Here is a 25,093-nt window from a genome sequence, read left to right on the forward strand (position 1 = left end):
GGTGAGGGCGGGGTAGTAGGTGTTGGACATGAGCAGCCGCTTGCAGCCCAGGGTGTAGCCGGGGGTCAGGGCGCGGCGCAGCCGCGGGTTGCGCACCTGCGCCCGCAGCTGGGCGCGGCCGATCCACTGCAGCTGCCGCATGAGCCACGGGCGCCGGAAGCCGAGGCCGAGGGCCTCCATGAGGCCGTATTGGACCGCCTCGACCAGTCGTCGCGCGCCCGGGACGCGGGCGAGCAGCCGGCGCTCGAACCCCGACAGGCGGCGGTCGGGCTTGGGCAGCACCCACTGCGCCGTCCGCTGGTACAGGTGCAGCCGCGCGACGTCCGGCGCGATCTCGGGGACGAACTGCACGGCCGAGGCCCCGGTGCCGACGACGGCCACGCGCTTGCCGCGCAGGTCGTAGTCGTGGTTCCAGCGCGCCGAGTGGAACACCTCGCCGGGGAACTGCGACAGACCGGGGATGTCGGGTACGAGCGGTTCGTTCCACGGTCCCGCGGCGGCGACGAGGAACCGCGCCCGCACGGTCCCGCCGGTGGTCTCGAGGGTCCAGCGCGCGTCGATCGGGTTCCAGTCCGCGCGCAGCATCTCGATCCCGAACCGGACGTGGGAGGTCACGCCGCGGGCGTCGGCGGTGCGCTCGATGTAGTCGCGGATCTCGTTCTGTCCGGCGAAGATACGGCTCCAGTCCCGGTTCCGGGCGAAGGAGTACGAGTACAGCAGCGAGGGTACGTCGCAGGCGCATCCGGGGTACGTGTTCGCGCGCCACGTGCCGCCGAGGCTCTCGGCCTTCTCGAGGACGACGAAGTCGGTGATCCCGCGCCGTCGCAGCGCGATCGCCGCGCCGATGCCGGAGATCCCGGCGCCGATCACCACCACCCGGTATTCGTCCATCGCGTCGTCCCCTCGTCTCCCGTTATCCAATTCGGATACCATCGGTATCCGGATAACCACAGTATCCGAATCTCGGTCGCTCCGGTACCGTCGACTCGTGGCACGACCGACCCGCCGAGAAACCCAGGCACGCACCCGCGAGGATCTGCTCGCCACGGCGGCCGAGCACTTCCTCGAGCGCGGCTACGCCGCGGCGTCCCTCGACCAGATCGCCGAGGATGCCGGTTATTCCAAGGGCGCGGTGTACTCCAACTTCCGCAACAAGGACGAGTTGTGCTTCGCGGTGCTCGACCGGATCCGGGCCGAGCGCATGGGCGAGATCGCCGCCACGCTCGAGGCCGGTGCGTCGCTCGACGACGTGGTGGCCGCCTTCGGTGCGTGGGCCGAGCGCACCATCGGCGACCGGCGCTGGACCCTGCTCGAGATCGAATTCTCGGTGCGCTCGCGGCACAACGAGGAGATCCGCTCCCGCATCGCGGCCGGTGCCGCCGGGGTGCGGACGCTGATCGCCGAGCTGATCCGCTCGCTCGCCGACCGGTTCGGCGTCACACCCACGATGGATCCCGGGCAGGCGTCGACCATGCTGCTCGGTCTCGGCATCGGCCTGGGCCTGCAGCGCGCGATCAGCCCCGAGCTGTCGGCGGCCGCATTGACCGACGCGGTGCGCGCGTTGATGCGGCCGCGGCGGTGAGGGGGGCGGAACCTACCGGGCTCGATAGGTCAGGCAGTTGGCCGCGTGCTCGCCGCTGCCGGTGCCGCCCACCCGGATCTCGCTCGCGGTGCACTCGAGATCCTGGTTGTGCACGCAGTCGGCGCGCTGGCAGGCGCCGACCATGCTGGTGACGGTGTCCAGGCCGCCCTTCGTCGACAGCGGGATGAACGTCTCGCAGTCGGCGCTGCCGTTGTGTCCGGCGACGTTGATGGCATAGGCGTGACAGCCGTCGTGGTTGTAGGAGCAGGTGCCGACACTGCACTCGGTGACGTGCGGCATTTCCATCGTGGTCATGATCGATCCTTCCGGAGGACGGTTGTCCACTCTGGGATGCAGACCATGGTAGTGGTGCGACAGGTGTGCGAACAGTGCCGATTACGTTGATGTACCGAGTAATTCGCCTACGCGGGTGTTGCGTGATCGGCCGCCGTGCAGGTGGCGCCGGGAATCGTCGGCTCACCGCCTCGGCGCCGACGCCGAGCGTCTGCCGGGTCGTCCCCGGCTCCGGAACCGGCCTGCCCGCTGTATTGACATTAACGTCAACGTCAATACATGCTGTCGATCGTGACGACGAGCGAAGCCCAGCAACGGGCCCGGTCCGCGCGGCGCGACAGCGACGGCCCACGCCGGCGGGCGCTGCTCGAGACCGCCCGGGACTGCTTCGGCGAACTCGGCTACGAGCGCACCACCGTCGCGGTGATCACCGGTCGCGCCGACGTCTCCCGCGCCACCTTCTACGCGTACTTCTCCTCCAAGGAGGAGGTGTTCCGCGCGCTCGCCACCCTCGTGTGCCGGCAGTTCCTCGACGCCCAGCACATGGAGGGGCAGGTGGTGGACGACCTGCGCCGGGTGCTGCGCACCACCACCCGCGCCTTCATCGAGTCCGTCTACGTCAACGGCCGCATCCTCGAGCTGATCGAGCACCGCGCCCGCCTGGACGACGAGGTCGGCGCCGAGTGGGAGAGCGTGCGCGAACGCCTCGTGGGCCGTTACGTGCGGTTCGTCGAACGCATCAACGCCACCGGCGAGGTGCTCCCGTGCGCGCCACCCGAACGCATCGCCCGCACCCTCGCCGACGCCCAGCGCGCCGGCGCCCTGCGCCTGCTCGGCGCCCCGAGGCAGGAACAGCAGTCCTACATCGACGACATGATCGCGATGTCCGAACGGCTCATCGGCTTCCGCTGATCGGCCCCGACCGACAGGACCACCGACACCCATGCTGCTCGTAGCCAACCGCGGCGAGATCGCCCTGCGGGTCATCCGTTCCGCCACCGAACTCGGCCTCGACACCGTCGCCGTGTATGCCGAGGACGACGCGGACAGCCCGCACGTCGCCGCCGCCACCCGCGCCGTCGCGCTGGCCGGTGCCGGGTCGGCCGCCTACCTCGACGGGCGGGCGCTGCTGCGCGCCGCCGCCGAGACCGGCTGCACCCTCGTCCATCCCGGATACGGATTCCTCAGCGAGAACGCCGAATTCGCCGAAGCATGCGCCGCGGCCGGGGTGACGTTCGTCGGACCCGAGCCGCGGGTGCTGCGGCTCTTCGGCGACAAGGCCGCCGCCCGCCGCACCGCCGTCGCCGCACAGGTGCCCGTGCTGCCCGCCACCGACGGGGGCGTCACGGCCGGCGCGGCCCGCGACTTCCTCGCCGCCCATCCCGGCGGCATCGTCCTGAAGGCGCTCGCCGGCGGGGGTGGCCGCGGCATGCGGGTGGTGCGCGACGCCGCGGACCTCGACGACGCCTTCCGCGCGTGTACCGCCGAGGCGGAGTTGGGTTTCGGCAACGGCGCGCTGTTCGCCGAGGCCCTGTGCGCTCGGGCCCGGCACATCGAGGTGCAGGTCGTCGCGGCCCCCGACGCTGCGGGCGGGGTGCGGGCCCTCGCGCTCGGTGACCGGGACTGCAGCGTGCAGCGACGGCACCAGAAGCTCGTGGAAATCGCTCCGGCGCAACGACTCGGCGCGACGGTGCGCCGCGCGCTGCACGAGGCCGCGGCGCGGCTGTGCGCGTCGGTGGGCTATCGGGGCCTCGCCACCGTCGAGTTCCTCGTCGCCGGCGACGACGCGGTCTTCCTCGAGGTGAATCCCCGTATCCAGGTGGAGCACACGGTCACCGAGGAGGTCACCGGCGTCGACCTGGTCGCGACGCAGGTTGCGATCGCCCGCGGCGCCCGGTTCGACGAACTCGGCCTGCCCGGCGGCGTCACCGCCGACGACGCCGGCGTGCGCGGCGAGCCCGCCACCGCGAGGGGCATCGCCGTCCAGGCTCGCGTCAACACCGAGACGATGCGCCCCGACGGCCGGGCCGTACCGGCCTCCGGCACGCTCACCGTGTTCACGCCGCCCACCGGGCCGGGCATCCGCGTCGACACCTACGGCCGTCCCGGGCTGACGACCAGCCCGCGCTACGACTCCCTGCTGGCCAAGGTGATCACCCACACCCGCATCGACGACTTCGCGGCGGCGCTGCGCAAGACGGACTCGGCGCTCGGCGACCTGCTCGTCGAGGGCGTCGCCACCAACGCCGAGTTCCTGCAGAACATCCTGCGCGACAAGGACTTCGCGGCATCCGACGTGCACACGTCGTGGCTGGACGGACGGATCGCCGACCTCGCCGTCGCCGGCCCCGACGGCGCACCGGCCGTCGCGCCGGAACTGCACGCGGGGGAGGAGGCGGTGCGCGCCGACATGGTCGGCACCGTCGTCGAGACCGCCGCCGACGGCGACGCGCTCGCGCCGGGCGCGCCCGTCGCGGTGCTCGAGGCGATGAAGATGCAGCACGTGGTGTCCGCATCCGGACCGGCGACCGTGGTGCGCCTGCTGGTGCGGGCCGGGCAGACCGTGCAGCCGGGGGAGGTGCTCGCCGTGGTGCGCGCCGGGTCCGTCGACGCGGCCACCGGCGACGGGGGCGAGCGGGACCTCGACGCCGTGCGCGACGACCTCGCCGAGATCCGGGACCGGCACGCCCGCACCCTCGACGCCGCCCGGCCCGACGCGGTCGCCAAGCGGCACCGGACGGGCCGCCGCACCGCGCGGGAGAACATCGCCGACCTCGTCGACGACGGCACCTTCGTCGAGTACGGGCCGCTCGTGCTCGCCGCGCAGCGCAGCCGGCGCAGCGAGGAGGACCTGATCGCCAACACCCCCGCCGACGGGCTCGTCGGCGGTCTCGCCCGCATCGACGGTGCCGAATCGGTGGTGCTCTCCTACGACTACACCGTCCTCGCCGGCACACAGGGCATGCGCAACCACAGCAAGACCGACCGGCTGCTCGCGCTCGCCGCCCGCCGCGAGGTGCCGCTCGTGCTGTTCGCCGAGGGCGGCGGCGGACGCCCCGGCGACGTCGACGCCGGACCCGGGCAGGGCCTGGAGCTGTCGACATTCCGCGCGATGGCCGGCCTGCGCGGGCGCGTCCCCACCGTCGCGGTGGTCTCCGGGCGGTGCTTCGCCGGCAACGCCGCCCTCGCCGGCGTGTGCGACGTGCTGATCGCCACCCCCGGCACCAACATCGGCATGGGCGGGCCCGCGATGATCGAGGGCGGCGGGCTCGGCGTGTACCGGCCCGAGGACATCGGCCCGATCGACGTGCAGCGCCGCAACGGCGTCGTGCACCTCGCCGCACGCGACGAGGCGCACGCCGTCGAACTGGTCCGGCAGTACCTCGGCTACTTCACCGCCGCCGCCGGCGAGTGGGCAGCCCCGGACCCGCGGCTGGCGCGGCACGTCGTTCCCGAGAACCGGTTGCGCGCCTACGACGTGCGCGCGGCGATCGATGCGATCGCCGACGTCGGCTCCGTGCTCGAACTGCGCGGCGACTACGGTGTCGGCATCGTCACCGCCCTCGTCCGCGTCGAGGGCGCGGCGTACGGGGTGCTCGCCAACAGCAGCCACCACCTCGGCGGCGCGATCGACGCCGAGGCCGCGGACAAGGCCGCCGACTTCCTCGAGCTGTGCGAGGCGCACCGCCTGCCCGTCGTGAGCCTCTGCGACACACCGGGATTCATGGTCGGACCCGAGTCGGAGAAGGAGGCCACGGTGCGCCGGTTCGGCCGGCTGTTCGTCGCCGGGGCGCGCCTGACCGTCCCGTTCGGCACCATCATCCTGCGCAAGGGTTACGGCCTCGGCGCCATGGCCATGGCCGGCGGGTCCTTCCACGCACCCGAGTTCACCGTGGCGTGGCCCACCGGCGAGATCGGCGGCATGGGGCTCGAGGGCGCGGTGCGGCTCGGCTTCCGCAAGGAACTCGAGGCCGCACCCGACCAGGCCGCCCGCGACGAGCTGTTCGCGCAGCTCGTCGCCGCCGCCTACCAGCACGGCAAGGCCCTGCAGGCCGCGACGATCTTCGAACTCGACGACGTCATCGATCCCGCCGACACCCGGGCCTGGGTGTCGCGGCTGCGCATGTCCTGAGCGACGGTGGGTACCCGTCCGTCACCGACGTGAGGGAGGCGGCAGTGAGCAGGCAACCGGGAGCCGAGGAGTTCGTGCCGGAGACCACCGACCTGGCCGAGCTCGCCGCCGCGGCGGGCGGCTGCCGCGGGTGCGAGCTGTACCGGAACGCCGAACGCACCGTGTTCGGCGCCGGCCCGGCCACGGCCCGGCTCGTGCTCGTCGGCGAGCAGCCCGGCGATCAGGAGGACCGGGCCGGGGAGCCGTTCGTCGGCCCGGCCGGGCGGCTGCTCGACCGGGCCCTCGAGGCGGCGGGGATTGACCGCGGCGAGGTGTACGTGACCAACGCGGTCAAGCACTTCAAGTTCGAGCGGGCCGCGGCCGGCGGGCGTCGCATCCACAAGAAACCGGCACGCGGCGAGATCGTCGCGTGCCGGCCCTGGCTGGTCGCCGAACTGCAGGCCGTGCAACCCGACGTGCTCGTGTGCCTCGGCGCCACCGCGGCCCAGTCGCTGCTCGGCCCGTCGTTCCGGGTGACCGCGCACCGCGGGGAGATCCTGCATCTCGACGGGGAGGTGCAGATTCCGTCCGCTCCGGCCGTCGTCGCCACGATCCACCCGTCGGCGATCCTGCGCGGACCGACGGAGCAGCGGGAGGAGGCCCTCGCCGGGCTGGTCGCCGATCTGCGGGTGGCCGCCGGGGTGCTGTAGTACCCACAGCGGTTCAGTCGTCGGACGCCTCCCGGCGAGTGCGTTCTGCACCCGCTGGATGGCCGCGTCGTCCCAGCCGGCGGGGGTGAGGATGTCCGCCCACAACTGTGCGCTTCACACCCCGCCGTCATCGGGGCCGAAGGTCTCTGGCGTCGCCCCGCCGGCGGGATCATGCTGAACTCATCGGGCGCCCGCACCGCCGAGTCGGCGTCCGGGGAGGTCGACGGTGTCCACCCCTGCTCCGCACACAACCCAGGCCCGGCGCGACGGTCCGCACCGCCCGAGCACGACGTCGACGGTGCTGCTCGCCTGCGGGGTCGTGTCGTCGCTGCTGTACGTGGGTGCGCACGAGGTACTCGCGGCCGCGCTCTACGACGGCTACAGCCGGTTCGATCAGGCGATCAGCGAGCTGACGTCGGTCGGCGCGCCGACCCGGACACCCCTGATCGTCGCGGGATTCTTCTACGACGTGCTGATCGTCGCCTTCGGGATCGGCGTGTGGCGAACGGGCCACGGCGTCCGCCCTCTGCGCATCGCGGGAGTTCTCCTGGTGGCCTACGGATTCGTGGGACCCCTGTGGCTGCCGTTTCCGATGACCGGCCGCGAGGACATCGAGGCCGGGGCCGCCATGCCGCTCGCCGACACCATGCACCTGGTGCTCAGCGCGGTGACGGTCTCGCTGTGGTGCGCGATGATCGGGTTCGCGGCCGCCGCCTTCGGAACCTGGTTCCGGGTGTACTCGGCGGTCACGGTCGCGACGATCCTGGCGTTCGGAGCGTGGACCGGCCGGTACGTTCCGGCGGTCGCCGCCGCCGAGCCGACTCCCGGCATGGGCGCGGTCGAACGCGTGATGTTCGGTGCGTTCGTGCTGTGGGTCGCGGTGCTGGCGGTCCTGCTTCTCGGCGGCCACCCGCACACCCGCCCCGAGGGCCCAGCACCGTCGGGTGGCCGATCGACGCGACGAGCGGACGGGCCCGCGTGAGATCGCGCTCGCGTGTCCGGTCGCCGGACAGCGCGCTCACCCCCGAGCTCGGCGCGCGGCACCGCGTTCCAGGTAACCAAGCGCGGATTGCGCTGCATGGAATCCGCACATGCCGTGTGCGCCCGCACCGGGCGGAGTCGCGGCCGAGCAGAGGTAGACGCCGGGAATGCCGGTGGCGTAGGGATCGAGCGTCGGACGCGGCCGGAACACGAGCTGTAGTGCGCTGTTCGCGCCGGTGACGATGTCACCGCCGACGTAGTTGGGGTTGTGGACGGACATCTCCGTCGTGCTCCGCACGTGCGTGGCCCGCACGGTGTCGCGGAACCCCGGTGCGAAGCGCTCGATCTGTGCGGTGATCGCCTCGGTGGCGTCGCCGGTATAGCCGTGCGGCACATGGGCGTACGCATAGAGGGGGTGCAGGTTCCCGGCCGACCGGGAGGGATCGGCGACGAACTGCTGCCCGACGAGCACGTAGGGACGCTCGGGCATGACGCCCCGGTGCACCTGCCGTTCGACCGCCGCGGTCTCGGCGAACGAGCCGCACACGTGCACGGTGCCGGCCCGGCGCGACGGCTCGTGCGCCCACGGCACCCCGCCCTCGACCGCGAACTCCACCTTGAAGGCCCCCGGACCGTGGCGGTAGCGCCGGTAGGCGCGCGCGGTCCGCTTCGGCATCCGATCTCCCGCGATACGCGCAGCATCCGCGGGGGACGTGTCGAGCAGGACGAGGTCGGGCCTGCCGAGCTCGTCGAGGGATTCGACGCGGACGCCGGTCTCGATCGTGCCGCCGCTCTTCTCGACGAGGGACGCCATGGCCGCGGCGATGGCCCGGGACCCGCCCTGGGCGACCGGCCAGCCGTACGCGTGGGCGGCGGTGCCGAGTGCGACACCGATCGCCGAGGACATCGGCGAGGCGAAGGGGCGCAGTGCATGCGCCGCGACCCCACCGAAGAGGGCCCGGGCCTGCGGGGTGGACCACCGGCGGCCGAGCAGCGCGGCGGGCATCGCCGCGTATGCCCCGAACCGCGCCAGCAGCACCGGATGCGCCGGCATGTGCAGCATGGGGCGCAGGAAGTCCTCGGTGATCCCGCCGAAGCGCTCCGTGAGGGCTCCGAACACCGTGCGCCATGCGCCGCCGTCGGACCCGAGTCCGGCCGCAGTCTCGGCCACGGACCGGTATGCGGCGGCGCCCCGGCCGTCGTCGAGCGGATGGGCGTACTGGACCTCGGGCCACAGCCAGTTCAGTCCGAGCGACCGGAGGTCGAACCGCCGGCTGAACGGCGTGTCGACGGCCAGCGGGTGGAAGCCGCTGCACTCGTCGTGGAGCAACCCCGGCAGCGTCAGTTCGCTGCTGCGGGTGCCGCCGCCGACGGTGTCGGCCGCCTCGAATACCCGGACCCGGACGCCCTCCGAGGCGAGGACGACGGCGGCAGCGAGCCCGTTGGGCCCGCTGCCTACCACCACCGCGTCGGTCATGCATTCACCTTGACACGGGCTTCGATCGCCGGGTGCGGATATGCCGTCCCCGCCGGCTCGTAACCGGGCATCCGCCAGGTGACGGTGTGCGGAATCGGGCCGTTGGGCAGCCACGGCTGCTCCGCCACCGCGTCGTCGATGTGGTAGTACCCGCGCTCCACGACACCGAGGGCGGCGTCGATGACCTTGTAGTCCAAGGTCTTCCGGTTGATGGGCTGCGACTCGATCCAGACGACGACGCACTCGCCGGGGGCGAAGTTGCAGCGCTTCTGCACCGCCGTGATCGTCTGCTCGTTGTGCAGGTGGGCGTCACCGAACTGCCAGCCGACGAGGGTCGTGCAGGTGAACTCGCCCTCACGGATGCGGTAGTTTTCGAGCCGGTCGAGGTGCCGCATCATCAGCGACATCAGGCCGCGGCCCTGGCTGTGCATCGTGCGCCACGCCACCGCCTTCTGCATGAAGATCTCGGCGACCTCCTTGCCGTACGCGGCGGACAGCTGATCGACCTGGTTGGCGTTGAACTTGATCAGGTTCTCGTTGAGCTTGTTCTCCGCCTCGTCGCCGCGGAACGCCCACAGGGCGGATGCCCAGTTGCCGGCGTATTGGCGCATGGACGGCAGGAACGAGACCAGATCGGGCCGCAGGTTTCCGAGGATCGGGAAGATCAGGAAGGCCAGGAAGATCGGCAGCAGGATCCACGGCGAGCTGGCGTCGCCGAGGCTGTAGCCGGCCCCGGCCGGGAATCCGGCGAAGATCCAGGCGGCGGCGAACATGTAGAACACATTCCACTCCAGCGGTACCGCGAGCGGGAACGTGGAGGTGATGAAGATGTGGAACATGATCATGCCGACGATGGCGAGCAACGTGACGGTCGCGTTTGTCGAGAACAGCAGCACCAGGGGCACGACCAGCTCGACGACGGTGCCCCCGATGTGGGCGAGGGTCCAGCTGACCTTCGACGGGCGCAGGTCGTTCGGGAAGTTGCGGTAGAGCGAACGCTTGAACCGCTTCGAGGTGATCCACGGGGTGTTGCTCAGCATGGGCGGGATCACGTTGGTGAAGTGGTGGCCGAACTTCGAGACGCCGGCGCCGAACCACACGGTGACCATGGCGACCTTGGCCGCGAGGATCATGTCGACGTGGTTGCCGAAGATGCCGAAGAAGAACATCACGGCGAGGTACTGCTCCGAACGCGCCGCCAGGAACACGACCCGGTCGCGCAGGCCCATGACGATGATCAGGCCGACATAGGTCAGCAGGGCCCACTGCGGCAGCAGCCCGACGTCGCTGCCCGGCAGCGCACCGGTCGTCACGCCCGGGCCGAGCAGCAGGAACGCGAGCGTCGCGAGCAGAGCGAAGTAGAGCCCGGTGTCGAAGGTGGTGCGGTGGTCGCCCTTGGTGAAGGGAACGACCCTCGGCCACGGTGGAAGCCGCAGCGTGCCGCGGCGGGTCCAGTAGCGCCAGCCACCGGTGAACGGCTTGAACTTGAAAGCGAGGGGACCGGACGACGAGGCGTAACCGGTGATTTCGAACAGGATGGTCCAGACCATCAGCTTCTGGTAGACGATCGGCTCGCCCCACCAGGCACCGAGGTCACCGAAACCCAGTCCGGGGGTGGTCAGTCCGACGATCGCCGTGCCGGCGAGGACGTAGAAGATCAACTTGTACACGTACAACATGTGCATCTTCTTCGGGCCGCCGAAGCCGTACTCGGCCCAGTGCGTCGCGAGGACGCGCATCCGGTCCATGAAGGGCATGTCGTCGTAGGTCGCGGGATCGACCGGTGGCATGTCTGCCGTCTTGAAACCCATTGGTGCTCCTGGATTCGGGTAGGGGTTGTCACCGCGAGGACCGCTCGCGGGGATGTCGAGGGGGGTTCAGGCGTGCTGGAGGGCGCGCCTGAGGCCGGGTTTGTCGATCTTGCCGACGGGATTCTTCGGCAGGGCGTCGAGGATCTCGAGATGCTCCGGGACCTTTGCGCGCATGAGATGCCGGCGGCAGTGCTCGAGCAGTGCGTCGGTGCTCAGGGCCGAGCCCGGATACAGGGAGACGTAGGCGACGGGCACCTCCCCGAAGACGGGGTCCGGCCGGCCGACGACCGCGGCCTCGAGCACCCCGTCGAGGGAGGCCAGGACGGTCTCGATCTCCTTGGGGTAGATGTTCTCGCCCCCGCGGATGATCATGTCCTTGACGCGGTCGACGATGCGCAGGTAGCCGTCCTCGTCGAGGATGCCGACGTCGCCGGTGTGCAACCAGCCGTCGCGGATCGTTTCGGCCGTCGCGTCCGGGCGATTCAGGTAGCCACGCATCACGGTGGGTCCCGCGACGACGACCTCACCGCGTTCCCCGGCCGGCAGCAGCTCACCGTTCGACGACATGATGCCGATCGTCTGGCCGGGCAGGGCCGGCCCGACGGTGCCGAGCTTGCGCACCCCGTCGATCGGATTGCACGCGGAAGCACACGTCCCCTCCGTCAGGCCGTATCCCTCGACCATGACGAAGCCGAACCGTTCCTGGCTGCGCTGCAGCAGCTCCTGCGACACGGGCGCCGCGCCGCACACGACGAATCGCAGCGACGACGTGTCCGGCCGAACGTCCTCCGGCAGCGCCGTGAGCATGGCATAGATCGCCGGCACGGCCGAGAAGTAGGTGGGCCGCAGCCGCTTCAGATGGTCGAAGAACCGGCCGGCGGAGAAGTGGCCCACGACGCTGAGCTGCCCGCGCGAGCGCCAGATCGCCAGAGCACTGACCATGATCGCGTTGACGTGGAACAGCGGCAGGATCAGCATGCAGTGGTCGTCGGCCGTCAGACGGAAGTGCTGCGCCATCGTCGACGACATCGCCTCGGCGTGGGTGTGGTCGAGCAGCACACCCTTCGGTCGTCCCGTCGACCCGCTGGTGTAGATCACCAGGGCGAGTTCGTCGCCGGAAAGTTCGACCGGATCGGGACCGGACCCGCCGTACGCGAGGTCGTTGACGGCGATGCTCGGCCGGCCCCCGGTGGGTGCGTCGGCACCGAGATTCACCACGAGAGCCGCGCCGGAATCCGAGATCTGATATGCCGCTTCGCTTTCCGTGAACACCGGGTTGACCGGCGTGGCAGCTCCGCCGAGCCGCCACGTCGCGAGCATGGCGACGAGCAGCTCGACCCGGTTCGGCAGCATGATCGCCACGACGCGGCCCGGCCCGACTCCGTGGTCCGCGAATTGCGCCGCGACGGCACGGGTCCAGTCGTCGAGCTCCGCATAGGTCAGTTCCACGCGGTCGTCACGGACCGCCACGCGGTCGCGATCCTCGGCGGGGGCGTTCCAGGGGAGATAGGGGAAGTGCATGGGGGAGGGACTCCTCGGTTCGGCGAGCGATTGCCGTCCTGTGATGGATACGACAATATTTGCTCCACGTGATGCGTACCACGTCCTGCCGAAACCAAGTTGGCCGCGAGTTTTGGTGAAAATGCACAACGGGGAGGATCAGCTCCGGGCCCGGCGCTCGGTGGGTGCCGTCTTCGGCAGCAGGACCGCGCGGCCGAGCACGTGGCACACGTGTAACGCCAGTTCGAGGTCCAGCCGATTGTCCGAGAGGGGTCGCCCGCGCTCCTCCTCTGCCTTCTGCAGGCGGTACTTGATCGTATTGCGGTGCAGCACAAGCTCTTCGGATGCGTGCACGTAGCTGCCGCCGGTGCTCACGAAGACCCGCACGGTTTCGCGCAACCGCTCCGCCGTCGGGGTGTCGGCGGCCAGGGGACCGAGAACCTCACCGATCCAGCGCCGCGTCGAGGCGAGATCCCGGGCGAGCACGGCCGTGACGGCCATGCCGTCGTCGCCGTAGAACACCGCGCGGCCGGGCCCGGTGGGCGCCGTGCTCCCCACGATCCGTACCGCCTCTGCCTGCTCGTGCGTGCGGCGGAAACCGCCCACGCCGGCGGCGGGCTTGCCGAGCGCCACCCGCACGCCTCTCGTCGCCTGCAGGGCGGGTTGGAGCCGGGAGACGTCGATCGGCAGGTGCTCCGGGGTCGTCGCCGTCCACACCCACGCGGTTCTCCGGTCGACCGGAACGAAGAGCGGCGGGCCGGTGGCGCCGAACGTCGCGGCCAGTGCCTCGGCGAAGGCGCAGAGGACGTCGGTCTGGTCGGCCCTCTGGTGGGGGCTCTCGATCCACACGATTCCCCCGAGATGGACGCGGTCGAGCCGGTATGCGGTCTTCGACGCGAACTCCCCGGCGTCCACCGGCTGGCCGGTCAGGAGCCGATCCACCAGGGTGGAAGTCACGTTCTCGCTCTGCTGCAGCAGCGCGTGCCGTTCCTTCTCGTGTGCCTCGAGGACGACGCGCGCGACCCAGTCGACATACTTGTGCATCCAGCCGGCGAGGTGGTGCAGGAGCCGGAGCTTCAGGTCGGGGGAGCAGTCGATCTGCTGGATCTCCTCGAACATCCGGTTCAGCATGTCGTCGGAGCCGATGTGGTACGCGCGTCGCAGCACCGACGACGGCACGCCCCGCCGGGCCAGCCGGATCGCGTATTCGGTTGCGGCCGTGATCGGCTGCATGTGCTCCAGCGGGATGTCGTGCCGGATCATGTGCAGGATCGTGGCGACGTTGCCCTCCACGCTCGCGTGGAGGATGTCGGTCAATTCGGGATCCCCGAGATCTTCGACGGTCTCCTCGATCGCCGCGTTCATGCCGGCGGTGATCTCGTCGAACCGTCGCTGCAGGCGGTCGCCGACCAGGGCGACGAGCTCCTGCACCTCGTCGGTGCCGGCGGACCCGGCCTCGGCGGGTTCCCGCGCGGGGGTGTCACTCATCCGGCGGTGACCAGGGGGATACAGCCAGCTCCGGCATGGCGGAACTCCCTTCCGTTGTGACGCACGACACTAGGCGAGTTTCGTCCGGTCCTCCATCGTCACGCTCGACGAAGATCGCCCGGCTCTTTGTGCTGAATCGACAAAGGGCTCGCGCCCCGGGCCGACGCGCCCCGGGAATCGACGTCGACGGCATCGACCTGGTTGCCGGACGACGAGCTCACGGGTGCCGCTCGGGGCGGGAGACGGACTCGATGAGCTGCCGGGCGACGTCGTACAGCTTGGTGTTGGTGTGCTGGGAGAGATCGACGAGGCGGTGGAAGGCCGCCTCGCCGCTCAGGCCGTGCAGTGCCATCAGCACGCCTTTGGCCTGGTCGATCTCGGCACGTGAGGTCAGCGCCGTCTGCAGCTGCTCGACTCGTTCGTTGGCACGCTGCCACCGCTGGGCGTTGCCGATGGCGGCCGCCGCCCCGGCGGTCAACAACCGCATCAGGTGCTCGTCGAAGGGGTCGAAGGCCTCGCCCCGGCTGCTGTAGAGATTGAGCGACCCCACGAGTTCGCCGGGATCGTCCCCCTCGAGGAGTAGGGGGACGGACAGGTAGGCGCGGATCCCGGCCGCCCTCGCTGCCGCAGTGAACTCCGGCCATTGTGCCGCGTGCTCCCCGACGACGGCCCGGACCGGACTGCGGGTCCGGGCGGCCTGCAGGCACGGCCCGCGTCCGGCCGCATACTGTCGCGAGTCGATCGCAGCGATGCTCTCGTCCGTCAGCGCCGTGGTGTGCGGTCCCCCGCCGTCGAGCTGGGTGACGCTGACCGCATCGGCATCGGGCAGGGCGGACACCGCGGTGTGCGCGAGCCGATCGAGCGCCTTCTCGAGGGGTTCGTGTCCGGACCACTCCCGGCGCAGCTCGTCGAGCGCTGCGGCGACGGTGTCCAACGCTGCCAGCACCTGGGCCGTCGACGCCCGTTTCGCGAACCCGTCGTCCATCGCGTGCCCTCCTGCCGTCCACCCCGTCCCCGAGTGTGCACCGGCTGTGGGCCAGGCCGGGCGGTCATGGGCGACAAGTACGCGACGATTTCGGCTCCGACGAGGTCACGAACTCGTCGCCAGTGCCGCCGCCAGCCCGAACGCGACGGATGTCGCGGCGACCTCGAGTACCGCGTTGCGCAGCGACGCCTCCGCGGTGACCCGGTGCCCGGCCGCGGCCGGCACCCACGTCCGTCGCCACCACCACGCCAGGCCCAGCAGTGCCAGGAGGGTCAGGGTCTTGGCCAGCACGATGCGGCCGTAACCGGTGTCGATCAGGGCCGTGACCGAGCCGAGGCGAACCGCAGCGTCGACGATGCCCGTCGCGGCGAGCACGGCGACGCAGCGCACCGCGAGCGTGGAATACCTGGGCAGCAACCGGGCCCACGCGCCGCGGGACCGGACCGTCAAGGCCAGCGCGACGAGCGTGCCGAACCACAGCGCCGCCGCGAGGGCGTGCGCCGCGTCGAGCAGGGAACCGAGGGTCTGCTGCGACATGTGACCGGTGACCGGCCGGGCGATGAGCGCCAGCGCCGCGGCGACCAGGACCGGGACCGTCGGCCACGTCGCCGACCGGCGATACGCGAGGGCGGCCACGACGGTGCACGCCAGTACGCACAGCAGTGCGGCCACGCCGATCCGGCCGGCGCCCGCACTTCCGAGGTACTCCGCGAAGCGTGAGACCCCGAGCCGCGTCACGGGGACGTTCGTGGTGTCCGCGGCCTGCAGCACGAGCTGCACGGACTCCGTCAGCACCCAGAGCCCGCCGAGACCGGCGATCGCGCGCCAGACGTCGCCGGGGGCGACGGGGGACCGCCGCTCGTCGCGCACCATGACGCCGAGCGCGGCCAGGCCGAGCACCGTCGCGCCGAGGCACAGCGACAGCGCCCGCACCCAGCTCGACGCGGCCGGGTGCGCCAGCAGCCATCCGGCGGCGACGCCCGCGGTGGCGCCGACGCCGGCGGTGAGCAGCCACGCCCGGTGCGCGACGGTGCCGGTGCCGCTCGTCGTCAACGCCCCGCCACCGGCGTCAGGCCTTCTTCGGCTTGCGCAGCACGAACCACAGCACGCCGGCGAGGACGACGACGCCCACGACGCCGAAGACCCACACGGCCGGGCCGCTGTCCTCGTCGCTGTCGGCGGCCGGCGCCGCGGCACCGGCGGCGGCCGCCGCGCCGGGCGCGCCCGGACCGTCCTGCGTGAGGGTGAAGACCTGGGTGCCGGTGACCGGATGGCCGTCCGCTGAGGTCACGCGGTAGGCGATGGTGTACTCCCCGGCCGGGCCGAGATCGCCGACGGCCACGGAGACCGTGGCGTCCTCGACGAGGGGATCACCCTTGGACCACAGGTTGCCGTCCGGGCCGACGACGGTCAGTGCGGCGAAGGACTCCTGCAGGGCCTCGTTGAAGGTCAGGCTCACGCGCTCGGGGCCCTGCGCGATCTGCTCGCCCGGCGCGGGTGTGCTGGCGATGACGACCGAGTGCGCGGCGGCCGGACCGGCAGCGAACAGCAATGCCGCCGCAACCGCGCCGAGCAGCCCGGCGAGCCGGGCGAGAACGAGTGGGATCGGTCGCCGGCGTGCGGCGACGGTGTTCGGGATGTTCATGGGTTTCTCTCTCCGGTGGGGTGGGTCGCGGTCACGCCGCGACGGGCGGCCCCCGCCGGGAGATGCACGGTGCCGGCCGGGCCGATGCGACGGGCCGGCCCGCCACGGCCGGCAGCACCGTCCGGACTGCCTCGATGCGCGGGGGCGCGGCGATCCATGCCGCCCGCACCGCCCGGGTCAGCGGCCCGTACAGGCGTTGCGCCGCCTCGAGCAGGGCCGCGCATGCAACGACCGCGACGGTGTGCGCGACGAGCATCGGTGCCGACGCGTGCAGGTGGCCGGTCGTGACCGCGGCCAGCGCCAGGTGCGCCGCCCCCTGCCCGGCCGAGAGCAGCACCGCGGTGGGCACCGCGCGCAGGTGGGCGGCGACGAGCCCGATCCCGGCCGCGACGGCGAGCAGCAACGCCACTGCGGCGTTGCCGGGCACGCCGCCGCCGGCGCCGCCGTGCGCAGCGACCGCCAGGGCGGCGGTCAGCGCTCCCGCGGCGGCGCCGCGCAGGGTCGAGCCGGGCGCCACGGTGGTGTCAGCGCACGCCGAGGCGGGCGAGCAGGTCGGCCTCGATGCCGTCCAGTTCCCGTGAGATGCCGGCGTGAGCGGCCTTGCGGCGCGGTGCCGGCATCTGCTCGGCGGCGTGCACAGCGGCCGTCAGGTCGGTGAGCCGACCCCGGATGGCGTCGGCGAACTTCTGGGTCTCGGCGTCCTTGGGATGACGTTCGAGGATCTCGCCGAGCGACTTCTCGGCCCCGGCAATGCGGGCGCTCAGGTGCGCGCCGTGACCGGTGTACTCGCCGAGCTGGTCGACGGCGACGCCCATGCGCTGGGCGCGCGCGGCGTCGAGCTGGCCGCGCAGCGCGGTCACGCCCTGGTACACCAGCGGCACGAGCACAGGCGCGAGCAGCCGCACAACGGCGAGGTAGCGCCGCACCTTCGCCGCGGTGAAGCCCTTCTGGGCGGCGGCCTTCTCCTGGGCCTTGAGCGTGGCGAGCTGCTGCTTCTCGACCCGGGTCTGCGACTCGATCAGCGCCTTGTCGGCCTTGAGCTGCGCCTTGGCCGCCTTGATCTCGGCCTTGGTCAGGCGGCTGTCGCGCCTGCGCTGATTCTTCGCGTTGAGTTTGGCCTCGAGCCTCGCCTTGTGCTTGAGAGCCTTCGCCTCCGCCTTGCGGGTGGCGCGGCGCTTCCGCCTCTTGAACAACGCCATCGAACAGGACCCTCCATTCGGTGTACGGCGCCCACGGCGCCATGGTCAGCCTATCCGTGACGGGGGTTTCCGGTTGACCCTAGGTGGACGAATACTGTTCTTCACTGTGAACGTATCCAGCGAGAGGCAGACCTCGCCGGTCCTGATCGAGGCGAGCGCGCTGACCCGGTGCCGGCACCGGGTCCATCTGGACGCGGCCTTTCCGGACGAGTTGGCCGCGGCCCCGGAGCACCCGGGAGCCAAGCAGCGGCAGGAGGCTGCGGCCACCCACCGCGAGGCCGTGCGGCAGCGGCTGTTCGACGCGAACCCCGGCGACTGGGCCCGCATCGACCCCGAGGGGCCGGCGTGGCGGCGCGCCGAAGCCACCCTCGACGCGTGCCGTCGCGGCGCTGACCGGATCTGGGGCGCGGTTATGCCGGCCGAGCCGGACACGGGCCGGCGCGGCCGGGCCGAGATCCTGCTGCGCGACGTCGAGCGCGGCGGCTACATCCCGGTGATCGTGGTCAATCACAAGGTCACCGACCCGGGCCGGGGCGCGACGACGTCGGGGCTGTTCGCGTGGGAACCGGTGGTCGACGAGACCCGCAAGGTGCGCAGCCAGGTGCGCGACCAGATGCGGGTGGCCCACCTGTACCGGATGCTCGAGCGTCACGGCCTGGCCAGCCCGGCGCAGGTCGGCGGCGCCATCGGGTACGGCGGGGACTGCATCCTGGTGCACGACCTGAGTGCGGTCCTCGAGGACTACGACGCGCGGCTGGCCGACCGGCTCGCGATCGCCCGGGGCGAGACGCCGACGGAACCGTTGCAGATCGGGGAGTGCAAGACCTGCCCGTGGTGGCCGCGGTGCCGTGAGCAGCTGAGCGCGACGCACGACGTGTCGCTGGTGGCGCCGGGGCAGCGCGCGGCGGTGCTGCGCGAGCTGGGTGTGCACACGATCGATCAGCTGGCCCGCTGGGAGGGGGATCCGCCCGAGACCTGGCCGCAGGGGTCGTTCGAGGACACCGTCGTGGTGGCCAAGGCGTGGCTGGCGGGAGCGCCGTTGGTGCGGCGGCACGACCACGTGCACGTGCGGCGTGCGGACATCGAGATCGACATCGACATGGAGAGCTACCACGAGCACGGCGCGTACCTGTGGGGCACGCTGCTCAACGTCGCCGGGATCTCCGCGTACCGGGCGTTCGTCAGCTGGGATCCGGTGCCGACCGACGACGAGGCCCGCTCCTTCGCCGAGTTCTGGACGTGGCTGTCCGCGGAGCGGGCCGCCGCCGCCGCGAGTGGGAAAACCTTTGCTGCCTATTGCTATTCGCGCACCGCGGAGGACAAGTGGCTGCTCGGCTCGGCCCGCCGGTTCGCCGGTTTCCCGGGGGTGCCGAGCGAGGACGAGGTGCGCGAGTTCATCGACTCGCCGCAGTGGGTGGACATCTACCAGGTCGTCACCGATCAGTTCGTGTGCCCGAACGGCAAGGGACTCAAGAAGATCGCGCCCATCGCCGGGCACCGCTGGCGGGACGAGGAGGCCGGTGGGGAGGCGTCGATGAGCTGGTATCGCGAGGCCGTCGGCTACGACGGGGACCCCGACCCGCAGCAGCGACGTCGCCTGCTCGAGTACAACGAGGACGACGTGATCGCCACGAAGGTGCTCCGCGAGTGGATGAGCGAGCGTGCGGTGCACGAGATTCCGCACATCTCCGACCTGTAGCTCACTCCGACGGGGGCGTCACCGCCTCGGCGAGCCGGATCAGGGCGTCGACCACCGGCGGGCCGAACATCACGGGATCGTTGTGCTCGGCGCCCGGCAGGGCCACCTTCTCGACGAGCCGGCGGGCGGCGCCGGCGACGGCCTCGCTCTGCCCGGGCGGGACGATCGTGTCCGCGGTCCCGTAGACGACGGTGATCGGCACGTCGAGCCGCGCGACGGTCTCGGCGACCGGGAAGCGGTCCCACATCAGCCCCGTGGGCAGCAGCGGGTAGTGGTGCCGGCCGACGGTGGGCAGATCGACGAACGGCGAGCGCAGCAGCATGCCGGCGGGCGGATGCTCGGCGGCGAGCCCCGTCGTCACCCCGGTACCCAGGCTCTCCCCGAGGTAGAGCAGCCGCTCCGGTCGGACGTTCTCCACCTCGAGGAGGTACTGCCGGGCGGCGCGCACGTCGCGGGCGAGGCCGTCCTCGCTCGGGCGGCCGGGGTTGCCGCCGTAGCCGCGGTAGTCGAAGAGCAGGCTGGCGAAGCCGGCCTCGGCGAGCGCCGCCGCCAGCGGCGCGCGGTCGGCGCGGTTGCCGCCGTTGCCCGAGGCGAGCAGCACGGTGAAGCCCCGCGTCGTGCGGCGGTGCGGGACGTACCAGGCGCCGAGTTCGAGCCCGTCGGAGGTGGTCAGCAGCACGTCGCGGGCGCCGGGCAGCAGCGACTGCGCCGGGGGCGGCGGGGACCTGTCGGGCAGGTAGATCAGCCGGCGCTGCCCGAACCACAGGGCCGACGCGAGCACCGCGACGACCGCGACCACGAGCCATACCAGGCGCATGCCACCAGTGTGCCGGTGTGTCCTTCGGGTGGCCCCGGCAACCCAAAGGACACACCGGCGGCGGAGCCGCCTATCGCGGCGCCATGCGCAGCGCGCCGTCCATGCGGATGGTCTCGCCGTTGAGGTAGTCGTGCTCGGCGATCATCTGCACGAGCTGGGCGTACTCGGCCGGCTGGGCGAGGCGGGACGGGAAGGGCACGCCCGCCTCGAGGCCCTTGCGGTACTCGTCGGTGACGCCGGCGAGCATCGGGGTGTCGACGATGCCGGGGGCGATGGTGTTGACCCGGATGCCGTACTGGGCCAGGTCGCGGGCCGCGGGGACGGTCATGCCGTGGACGCCGCCCTTGGAGGCGGAGTAGGCGATCTGGCCGATCTGGCCCTCGAACGCGGCGACGGAGGCGGTGTTGACGATGACGCCGCGCTGGCCGTACTCGTCGACGGGCTCGGTCTTGGCCATCGCGTCGGCGGCCAGGCGCAGCACGTTGAACGTGCCGAGCAGGTTCACGGTGATGACGGTGCGGAACAGCTCGAGGTCGTGCGGGCCGTTCTTCGACAGCACCCGGCCGGCCCAGCCGACGCCGGCGCAGTTGACGACGAGGCGCAGCGGCAGACCCGAGGCGACGATCTGGTCGACGGCGGCCTGCACGTCGTCGGCGCTGGTGACGTCGGTGGCGATGAGGGTGACGCCGGCGGGCGCCTTGTCGCCGACCCGCTCGATGGACTGCGCGAGGTCGAGGCCGAAGACGGTCGCGCCGGCGTCGGCGAGACGTTGGGCGGTGGCTGCGCCGAGACCGGAGGCCGCGCCGGTGACCAGTGCGGCGGTTCCCTGAATTTCCACTGCCGTGCTCCTTTCGTGGCGCCACCGTCCGGCGTGCGCCTTGTCGACGCTCGCACCTTAGCGCGCGCTAGCTCGTGCGGGTCGGCAGCGGTGGTAGGGCCGTCCCGCGCCGGAGCTGTCGTGCGGCGACTAGCGTCGACCACCGTAACGCCCGGTAGCGGAGGAGGGGCACCGTGAAATCCGACAGTTCGATCGCCGGGTTGTGTGACGCGGTGATCGCCGACCTCGACGCGTTGTCGGCCGAGGCGGTCGACCGGATCCGCGAACGTCTGCCGACCTACCTGGTGGTGCCGCCGGACGAGCACCGCGAATCGACCCGGCAACAGTTCCTCGTCACCCTCCGGTTGCTTGCGGATCGTCCCGCAGACACGCACCCGGCCGGCCCCGAGTTCGAGCGTGCCCGGCAACTCGGCAGGCAACGGGCACTGCAGGGGTTGACCCTTGCGAATGTGATCGAGTCCTTCCACATCGGGTCGCGAGAACTGTGGCGCGCTCTCGTCGAGCACGCGCCGGAACCCACCACGGAACTGCTGCACGCCGGGGGTCTGCTGTGGGACCTCGTCCATGCGGGGACGACCGCGGTAGCGATGGGACACGACGAAGCCACCCGCACGGCGCAGGCGGTACGGGCCAATCGCCGCTCGCTGCTGTTCGAACTGCTCGAGCAGGGACACCCGACGGAGGAGGCCCGAACGCTGGCCGCTGCGCTGGGGCTGGACCCGGACGGGATGTTCCGAGCCGCATGCACGCCGTCCGAGGCGTGGTCCGATGTGCAGCTGCAGGGACTGCAGCACGCGCTGGACGACGGACCGGCGACGGCGCTGTGCAGCCGACGCGGCAACACGGTCGTCACCGTCTTCCAGACGGTCGCGAGTTCGGTGGTCGTCGCCGCGATCCGGGACGTGCGCCCAGACATGTCGGTGGGATCGGGGCTCGCCCGTCGGGGCCTGGAGGGGGCGACAACGAGCATCGGTGACGCCCGGCGCGCGCTCGCGCTGGTGCGGGGCCGGGCACAGACCGCCGACTTCGACGAGTGCTGGCTGCCGGCGATCCTCTTCGAACACCGGGAAGAGCTGGCGCCGATGTTGGCAGAGGGCGCAGAGATCGCAGCCCGGCACCCGCACCTGGCCGAAGCGGTCTCGGCGTTCGCCCAGAGCGGGTTCTCGGCCAGCGCGGCTGCCCGGAGACTGCACCTGCACCCCAATTCGCTCGCGTACCGGCTCGAGCGCTGGCAGCAGCTGACCGGGTGGGACCTGCGCACGGTCGACGGGCTCGTCCGGTCGATGGTCGGTCCGGCGCTCTCGTGAAATTGCCGAACAGGATGCCCGAACTTCGGCTCTGTTGCCGATGGTCACGTGCGAAGCGAAGGCCGAGTATGAACCGGGACACAAGATCGGTTCTCGGGAAGGAGTGCTCATGACCGACGCAGCGCAGACAGGTCCGGGGATCGAGGTGCCACGGCCGCCGACGTTCGGCTCGGTCGACGGCGAGCGCCTGCACCGCAAGCAGCGCCTGGCCGCAGCGTTCCGGCTGTTCAGTGCATGCGGCTTCGACGAAGGAGTCGCCGGCCACATCACTGCTCGCGATCCCGAGCACTCCGACCACTTCTGGGTCAACCCCTTCGGAGTGCACTTCAGTCTGATCCGGGCGAGCGATCTGATCCTGGTCAACCACGAGGGCGAGATCGTCGAGGGGAACCGGCCCGTCAATCGGGCGGCCTTCGCCATCCATTCGCAGGTCCATGCTGCGCGTCCGGACGCGGTGGCCGCCGCACACGCGCACTCCCTCTACGGCAAATCGCTGTCGAGCCTGAAGATCGGACTCGAGCCGCTGACGCAGGACGCCTGTGCCTTCTACGACGACCACGCGGTGTTCGACGACTACACCGGTGTGGTGCTCGACGTCGAGGAGGGCCGACGTATCGCCACCGCCCTCGGCGACAACAAGGCCGTCGTGCTCGCCAATCACGGGCTGCTCACCGTGGGGCAGACCGTCGACTCGGCCGCGTGGTGGTTCATCACCATGGAACGCTCGTGCCAGGCCCAACTGATCGCCATGGCCGCCGGCACCCCCCAGCCCCTCGACGCCGCCACCGCGAAGTTGACGTACGACCAGGTGGGACTCGAGTACGCCGGATGGTTCCAGTTCCAGCCGCTGTATCAACGTATCGTCGCCGCCCAGCCCGATCTGCTCGACTGAGGCGGGCCCTCGCGCGGCCGCCCGGCACCGGGCGGCCGGGGTCACGACTCCGGTCCGCCGTCGCGCCCGAGGCGCGTCGCGCCGACGCCCGCGGCGACGAGGCACGCGGCGGCGCCGAGCAGCAGTCCGGCCCGGCCGCCCCACTGTTCGCTGACCCACCCGGCGATCGGGCCGCCGATCGCGGTGGAGCCGAGGAAGGCCACCGCGAACAGCGCCATCACCCGCCCGCGCATGCCGGGGTCCGCGGCGAGCTGCAGGGAGCTGTTGGTGGTGGCGGTGAACGCGACGCTGAGGACGCCGACCAGCACCATCGCGGCGAGCATGAGCTCGAGCGTGGGCGCCGCCGCGGCCGCGAGCAGAACCACGCCGAACACCGCGGAGGTGACCACCACGGCGGTCGTGCCGGTGCGGCCCCACGTGGCGACGGCGAGCCCGCCGACGACGGCGCCGGCGCCCATCGCGGCGGTGAGGAAGCCGTAGGTCTCGGCGCCGGCACCGAAGGTCTGCTGCGCGACCACGGGCAGCACCACCTGGAACTCGTACGCCAGGCAGCCCACCAGCGCCATCGTCAGCAGCGGCACCGCGAGTGCCGGGGTCTGCCGCACGTGCGCGAGCCCCTCGCGGAGCTGGCCGCGGGCGCGGGCGGCGGGCGGCGACGGGCGCAGCAGGGACAGGTCCAGGCTCGCCAGCGAGGCGACGACGGCGACGAAGCTGAGCGCGTTGAGCAGGAAGCACACGCCGAGACCGCCGACGGCGATGATCAGGCCCGCGACGGCCGGGCCGATCAGGCGCGCGACGGACGCCAGCACCGACTGCAGGCTCACGGCGTTGCGCAGGTCCTCCGGTCCGACGAGTTCGAGCAGGAACGACTGGCGGGCGGGGTTCTCGAAGCACTGGTTGAGTCCGAGCACCACGGCGAGGACGTACACGTGCCACAGCTGGACGGCACCGGTGGCGGTGAGCAGGCCCAGGATCAGGGCCTGCACGCCCATCGCGGACTGCAGGCCGATCATGAGCCGGCGCTTGTCGACGCGGTCGGCGACCACCCCACCGTAGGGGCCGAGCAGCAGCATCGGCACGGTCTGCAGGGCCAGGACGAGGCCGATCGCGGTGCCGGAGCCGGTGAGCTCGAGCACCAGCCACGACTGGGCGACCGTCTGCATCCACGTGCCGATCAGGGAGACCGCCTGGCCGCTGAGGTAGCGCCGGAAGTTGGCGCCGCGGAAGGCGGCGAAGGTCTGGCCGCGCAGGTCGGTGAGGACGGTCATCGGCGCTCCTCCGCCGAGCGACGGCACATCTGCTCGGCGAGCGCTTCGAGCGCCGGCAGGGCGTCGTGCAGGGCGTGGAGCCGCTCGGGGGACAGGTCCGCGAGGTGCTCGGTGAACACTGCGGTGCGCATGCGACGCAGGTCGGCGAACGTACGGGCACCGGCGTCGGTGATGTGGGCGCGGACGACGCGCTTGTCGTCGGGGTCCGGGGAGCGGGTCAGGAGTCCGGCGTCCTCGAGCTTGCCGAGCATCCGCGAGAGCATCGTCGGATTGAGGCCCTCGATCTCGGCGAGCTCGCGCACGCCGACGGTCTCGCGCCGGGCGACGGTGGCGAGGATCGAGAACTGGGACCGGGTGAGTCCGCCTGCGCCGGCGGTGCGACGGTCGACGCGGCGCGCGATGCGGCCGAGCGCCACGCGCAGGCGGTTGACGTCCTCCTCGTCGAAGCGATCGTGTGCGGTCGTGATGCCCACCTCCATTTACTTGCCT

Annotated in this window: 23 protein-coding genes; 8 read left to right on the forward strand and 15 right to left on the reverse strand. The window is 71.6% G+C overall.

Annotated features, from left to right (window positions below):
- The coding region (locus G6038_RS22710; RefSeq protein ID WP_165040009.1) for an NAD(P)/FAD-dependent oxidoreductase at positions 1–891 on the reverse strand (891 nt) is incomplete at its 3' end.
- 97 nt (positions 892–988) lie between these two features.
- Here G6038_RS22710 and G6038_RS22715 point away from each other — a divergent pair.
- A complete protein-coding gene (locus tag G6038_RS22715; RefSeq protein WP_165040010.1) occupies positions 989–1,582 on the forward strand; it encodes a TetR/AcrR family transcriptional regulator in 594 nt (197 codons plus the stop codon).
- Between the two features lie 12 nt (positions 1,583–1,594).
- On the opposite strand, the gene G6038_RS22720 is transcribed toward G6038_RS22715, so the two are convergent.
- Positions 1,595–1,897 (reverse strand): DUF1540 domain-containing protein, encoded by a 303-nt coding sequence (locus G6038_RS22720; RefSeq protein WP_165040011.1) that lies wholly within the window; start codon positions 1,895–1,897, stop codon positions 1,595–1,597.
- A gap of 258 nt (positions 1,898–2,155) precedes the next feature.
- On the opposite strand from G6038_RS22720, the gene G6038_RS22725 reads away from it, so the two are divergent.
- The 4 genes from G6038_RS22725 to G6038_RS22740 all read left to right on the forward strand — a co-directional run bounded on the left by G6038_RS22725 (position 2,156) and on the right by G6038_RS22740 (position 7,679).
- On the forward strand, positions 2,156–2,788 hold the full coding sequence (locus G6038_RS22725) for a TetR/AcrR family transcriptional regulator (protein ID WP_165040012.1): 633 nt from the start codon (positions 2,156–2,158) through the stop codon (positions 2,786–2,788).
- Positions 2,789–2,819: 31 nt separating this feature from the next.
- Complete coding sequence (locus G6038_RS22730) at positions 2,820–6,008, forward strand: carboxyl transferase domain-containing protein (RefSeq protein ID WP_165040013.1); 3,189 nt, start codon at positions 2,820–2,822, stop codon at positions 6,006–6,008.
- Positions 6,009–6,052: 44 nt separating this feature from the next.
- On the forward strand, positions 6,053–6,697 hold the full coding sequence (locus G6038_RS22735) for a UdgX family uracil-DNA binding protein (RefSeq protein ID WP_165040014.1): 645 nt from the start codon (positions 6,053–6,055) through the stop codon (positions 6,695–6,697).
- Positions 6,698–6,923: 226 nt separating this feature from the next.
- Entirely contained in the window at positions 6,924–7,679 is a 756-nt protein-coding gene (locus G6038_RS22740; protein ID WP_346772889.1) for a DUF998 domain-containing protein, read from the forward strand.
- Positions 7,680–7,715: 36 nt separating this feature from the next.
- On the opposite strand, the gene G6038_RS22745 is transcribed toward G6038_RS22740, so the two are convergent.
- The 9 genes from G6038_RS22745 to G6038_RS22785 all read right to left on the reverse strand — a co-directional run bounded on the left by G6038_RS22745 (position 7,716) and on the right by G6038_RS22785 (position 17,783).
- The gene (locus G6038_RS22745) at positions 7,716–9,155 is read right to left on the reverse strand and encodes an NAD(P)/FAD-dependent oxidoreductase (RefSeq protein ID WP_165040015.1); all 1,440 of its coding nucleotides are present in this window, start codon (positions 9,153–9,155) and stop codon (positions 7,716–7,718) included.
- The gene (locus G6038_RS22750; RefSeq protein WP_165040016.1) at positions 9,152–10,966 is read right to left on the reverse strand and encodes a DUF3556 domain-containing protein; all 1,815 of its coding nucleotides are present in this window, start codon (positions 10,964–10,966) and stop codon (positions 9,152–9,154) included. Before G6038_RS22750 ends, G6038_RS22745 begins: the two co-directional genes overlap by 4 nt.
- Before the next feature lie 66 nt (positions 10,967–11,032).
- Complete coding sequence (locus tag G6038_RS22755) at positions 11,033–12,487, reverse strand: AMP-binding protein (protein WP_165040017.1); 1,455 nt, start codon at positions 12,485–12,487, stop codon at positions 11,033–11,035.
- 138 nt (positions 12,488–12,625) lie between these two features.
- Positions 12,626–13,954, reverse strand: coding sequence for a helix-turn-helix domain-containing protein (locus G6038_RS22760; protein ID WP_165040018.1), 1,329 nt, complete (start codon positions 13,952–13,954; stop codon positions 12,626–12,628).
- A 217-nt stretch (positions 13,955–14,171) separates the two neighbouring features.
- Entirely contained in the window at positions 14,172–14,939 is a 768-nt protein-coding gene (locus G6038_RS22765) for a GAF and ANTAR domain-containing protein (RefSeq protein ID WP_165040019.1), read from the reverse strand.
- 105 nt (positions 14,940–15,044) lie between these two features.
- Positions 15,045–15,992, reverse strand: coding sequence for a CopD family protein (locus G6038_RS22770; protein WP_165040020.1), 948 nt, complete (start codon positions 15,990–15,992; stop codon positions 15,045–15,047).
- A gap of 16 nt (positions 15,993–16,008) precedes the next feature.
- Complete coding sequence (locus tag G6038_RS22775) at positions 16,009–16,584, reverse strand: copper resistance CopC family protein (RefSeq protein ID WP_240918669.1); 576 nt, start codon at positions 16,582–16,584, stop codon at positions 16,009–16,011.
- Between the two features lie 31 nt (positions 16,585–16,615).
- Positions 16,616–17,101, reverse strand: coding sequence for a hypothetical protein (locus G6038_RS22780; RefSeq protein ID WP_165040021.1), 486 nt, complete (start codon positions 17,099–17,101; stop codon positions 16,616–16,618).
- Between the two features lie 7 nt (positions 17,102–17,108).
- Positions 17,109–17,783 (reverse strand): DUF6474 family protein, encoded by a 675-nt coding sequence (locus G6038_RS22785; protein ID WP_165040022.1) that lies wholly within the window; start codon positions 17,781–17,783, stop codon positions 17,109–17,111.
- A gap of 106 nt (positions 17,784–17,889) precedes the next feature.
- Between G6038_RS22785 and G6038_RS22790 the strand changes: the two genes are divergently transcribed.
- Complete coding sequence (locus G6038_RS22790) at positions 17,890–19,482, forward strand: TM0106 family RecB-like putative nuclease (RefSeq protein ID WP_165040023.1); 1,593 nt, start codon at positions 17,890–17,892, stop codon at positions 19,480–19,482.
- Between the two features lies 1 nt (position 19,483).
- Here the strand turns inward: G6038_RS22790 and G6038_RS22795 are convergent, their stop codons facing one another.
- Positions 19,484–20,299: an alpha/beta hydrolase gene (locus G6038_RS22795; protein WP_165040024.1), complete on the reverse strand. Its 816-nt coding sequence runs from the start codon at positions 20,297–20,299 to the stop codon at positions 19,484–19,486.
- A gap of 70 nt (positions 20,300–20,369) precedes the next feature.
- A complete protein-coding gene (locus G6038_RS22800) occupies positions 20,370–21,137 on the reverse strand; it encodes an SDR family NAD(P)-dependent oxidoreductase (protein WP_165040025.1) in 768 nt (255 codons plus the stop codon).
- 173 nt (positions 21,138–21,310) lie between these two features.
- Here G6038_RS22800 and G6038_RS22805 point away from each other — a divergent pair, with 173 nt between their 5' ends.
- Both G6038_RS22805 and G6038_RS22810 read left to right on the forward strand, forming a co-directional pair.
- The gene (locus tag G6038_RS22805) at positions 21,311–22,444 is read left to right on the forward strand and encodes a helix-turn-helix domain-containing protein (RefSeq protein WP_165040026.1); all 1,134 of its coding nucleotides are present in this window, start codon (positions 21,311–21,313) and stop codon (positions 22,442–22,444) included.
- 109 nt (positions 22,445–22,553) lie between these two features.
- Positions 22,554–23,336, forward strand: a complete 783-nt coding sequence (locus tag G6038_RS22810; RefSeq protein ID WP_165040027.1) for a class II aldolase/adducin family protein — start codon at positions 22,554–22,556, stop codon at positions 23,334–23,336.
- A 41-nt stretch (positions 23,337–23,377) separates the two neighbouring features.
- Here G6038_RS22810 and G6038_RS22815 read toward each other — a convergent pair whose 3' ends face one another.
- On the reverse strand, positions 23,378–24,604 hold the full coding sequence (locus tag G6038_RS22815; RefSeq protein WP_165040028.1) for an MFS transporter: 1,227 nt from the start codon (positions 24,602–24,604) through the stop codon (positions 23,378–23,380).
- Positions 24,601–25,020: a MarR family transcriptional regulator gene (locus G6038_RS22820; RefSeq protein ID WP_165040035.1), complete on the reverse strand. Its 420-nt coding sequence runs from the start codon at positions 25,018–25,020 to the stop codon at positions 24,601–24,603. The genes G6038_RS22815 and G6038_RS22820 overlap by 4 nt, the downstream gene beginning before the upstream one ends.
- Positions 25,021–25,093: the final 73 nt, after the last annotated feature.

Source organism: Rhodococcus sp. 14C212, from assembly GCF_011058195.1.
In the GTDB taxonomy this organism is placed as follows: Bacteria; Actinomycetota; Actinomycetes; order Mycobacteriales; family Mycobacteriaceae; genus Rhodococcus; species Rhodococcus aetherivorans.

Coding starts and splice junctions, on each gene's coding strand:
- G6038_RS22750 (WP_165040016.1), bottom strand. CDS start 10,966: ATGGGTTTCAAGACGGCAGACATGCCACCGGTCGATCCCGCGACCTAC.
- G6038_RS22785 (WP_165040022.1), bottom strand. CDS start 17,783: ATGGCGTTGTTCAAGAGGCGGAAGCGCCGCGCCACCCGCAAGGCGGAG.
- G6038_RS22760 (WP_165040018.1), bottom strand. CDS start 13,954: ATGAGTGACACCCCCGCGCGGGAACCCGCCGAGGCCGGGTCCGCCGGC.
- G6038_RS22730 (WP_165040013.1), top strand. CDS start 2,820: ATGCTGCTCGTAGCCAACCGCGGCGAGATCGCCCTGCGGGTCATCCGT.
- G6038_RS22765 (WP_165040019.1), bottom strand. CDS start 14,939: ATGGACGACGGGTTCGCGAAACGGGCGTCGACGGCCCAGGTGCTGGCA.
- G6038_RS22755 (WP_165040017.1), bottom strand. CDS start 12,487: ATGCACTTCCCCTATCTCCCCTGGAACGCCCCCGCCGAGGATCGCGAC.
- G6038_RS22815 (WP_165040028.1), bottom strand. CDS start 24,604: ATGACCGTCCTCACCGACCTGCGCGGCCAGACCTTCGCCGCCTTCCGC.
- G6038_RS22725 (WP_165040012.1), top strand. CDS start 2,156: ATGCTGTCGATCGTGACGACGAGCGAAGCCCAGCAACGGGCCCGGTCC.
- G6038_RS22745 (WP_165040015.1), bottom strand. CDS start 9,155: ATGACCGACGCGGTGGTGGTAGGCAGCGGGCCCAACGGGCTCGCTGCC.
- G6038_RS22810 (WP_165040027.1), top strand. CDS start 22,554: ATGACCGACGCAGCGCAGACAGGTCCGGGGATCGAGGTGCCACGGCCG.
- G6038_RS22795 (WP_165040024.1), bottom strand. CDS start 20,299: ATGCGCCTGGTATGGCTCGTGGTCGCGGTCGTCGCGGTGCTCGCGTCG.
- G6038_RS22720 (WP_165040011.1), bottom strand. CDS start 1,897: ATGACCACGATGGAAATGCCGCACGTCACCGAGTGCAGTGTCGGCACC.
- G6038_RS22775 (WP_240918669.1), bottom strand. CDS start 16,584: ATGAACATCCCGAACACCGTCGCCGCACGCCGGCGACCGATCCCACTC.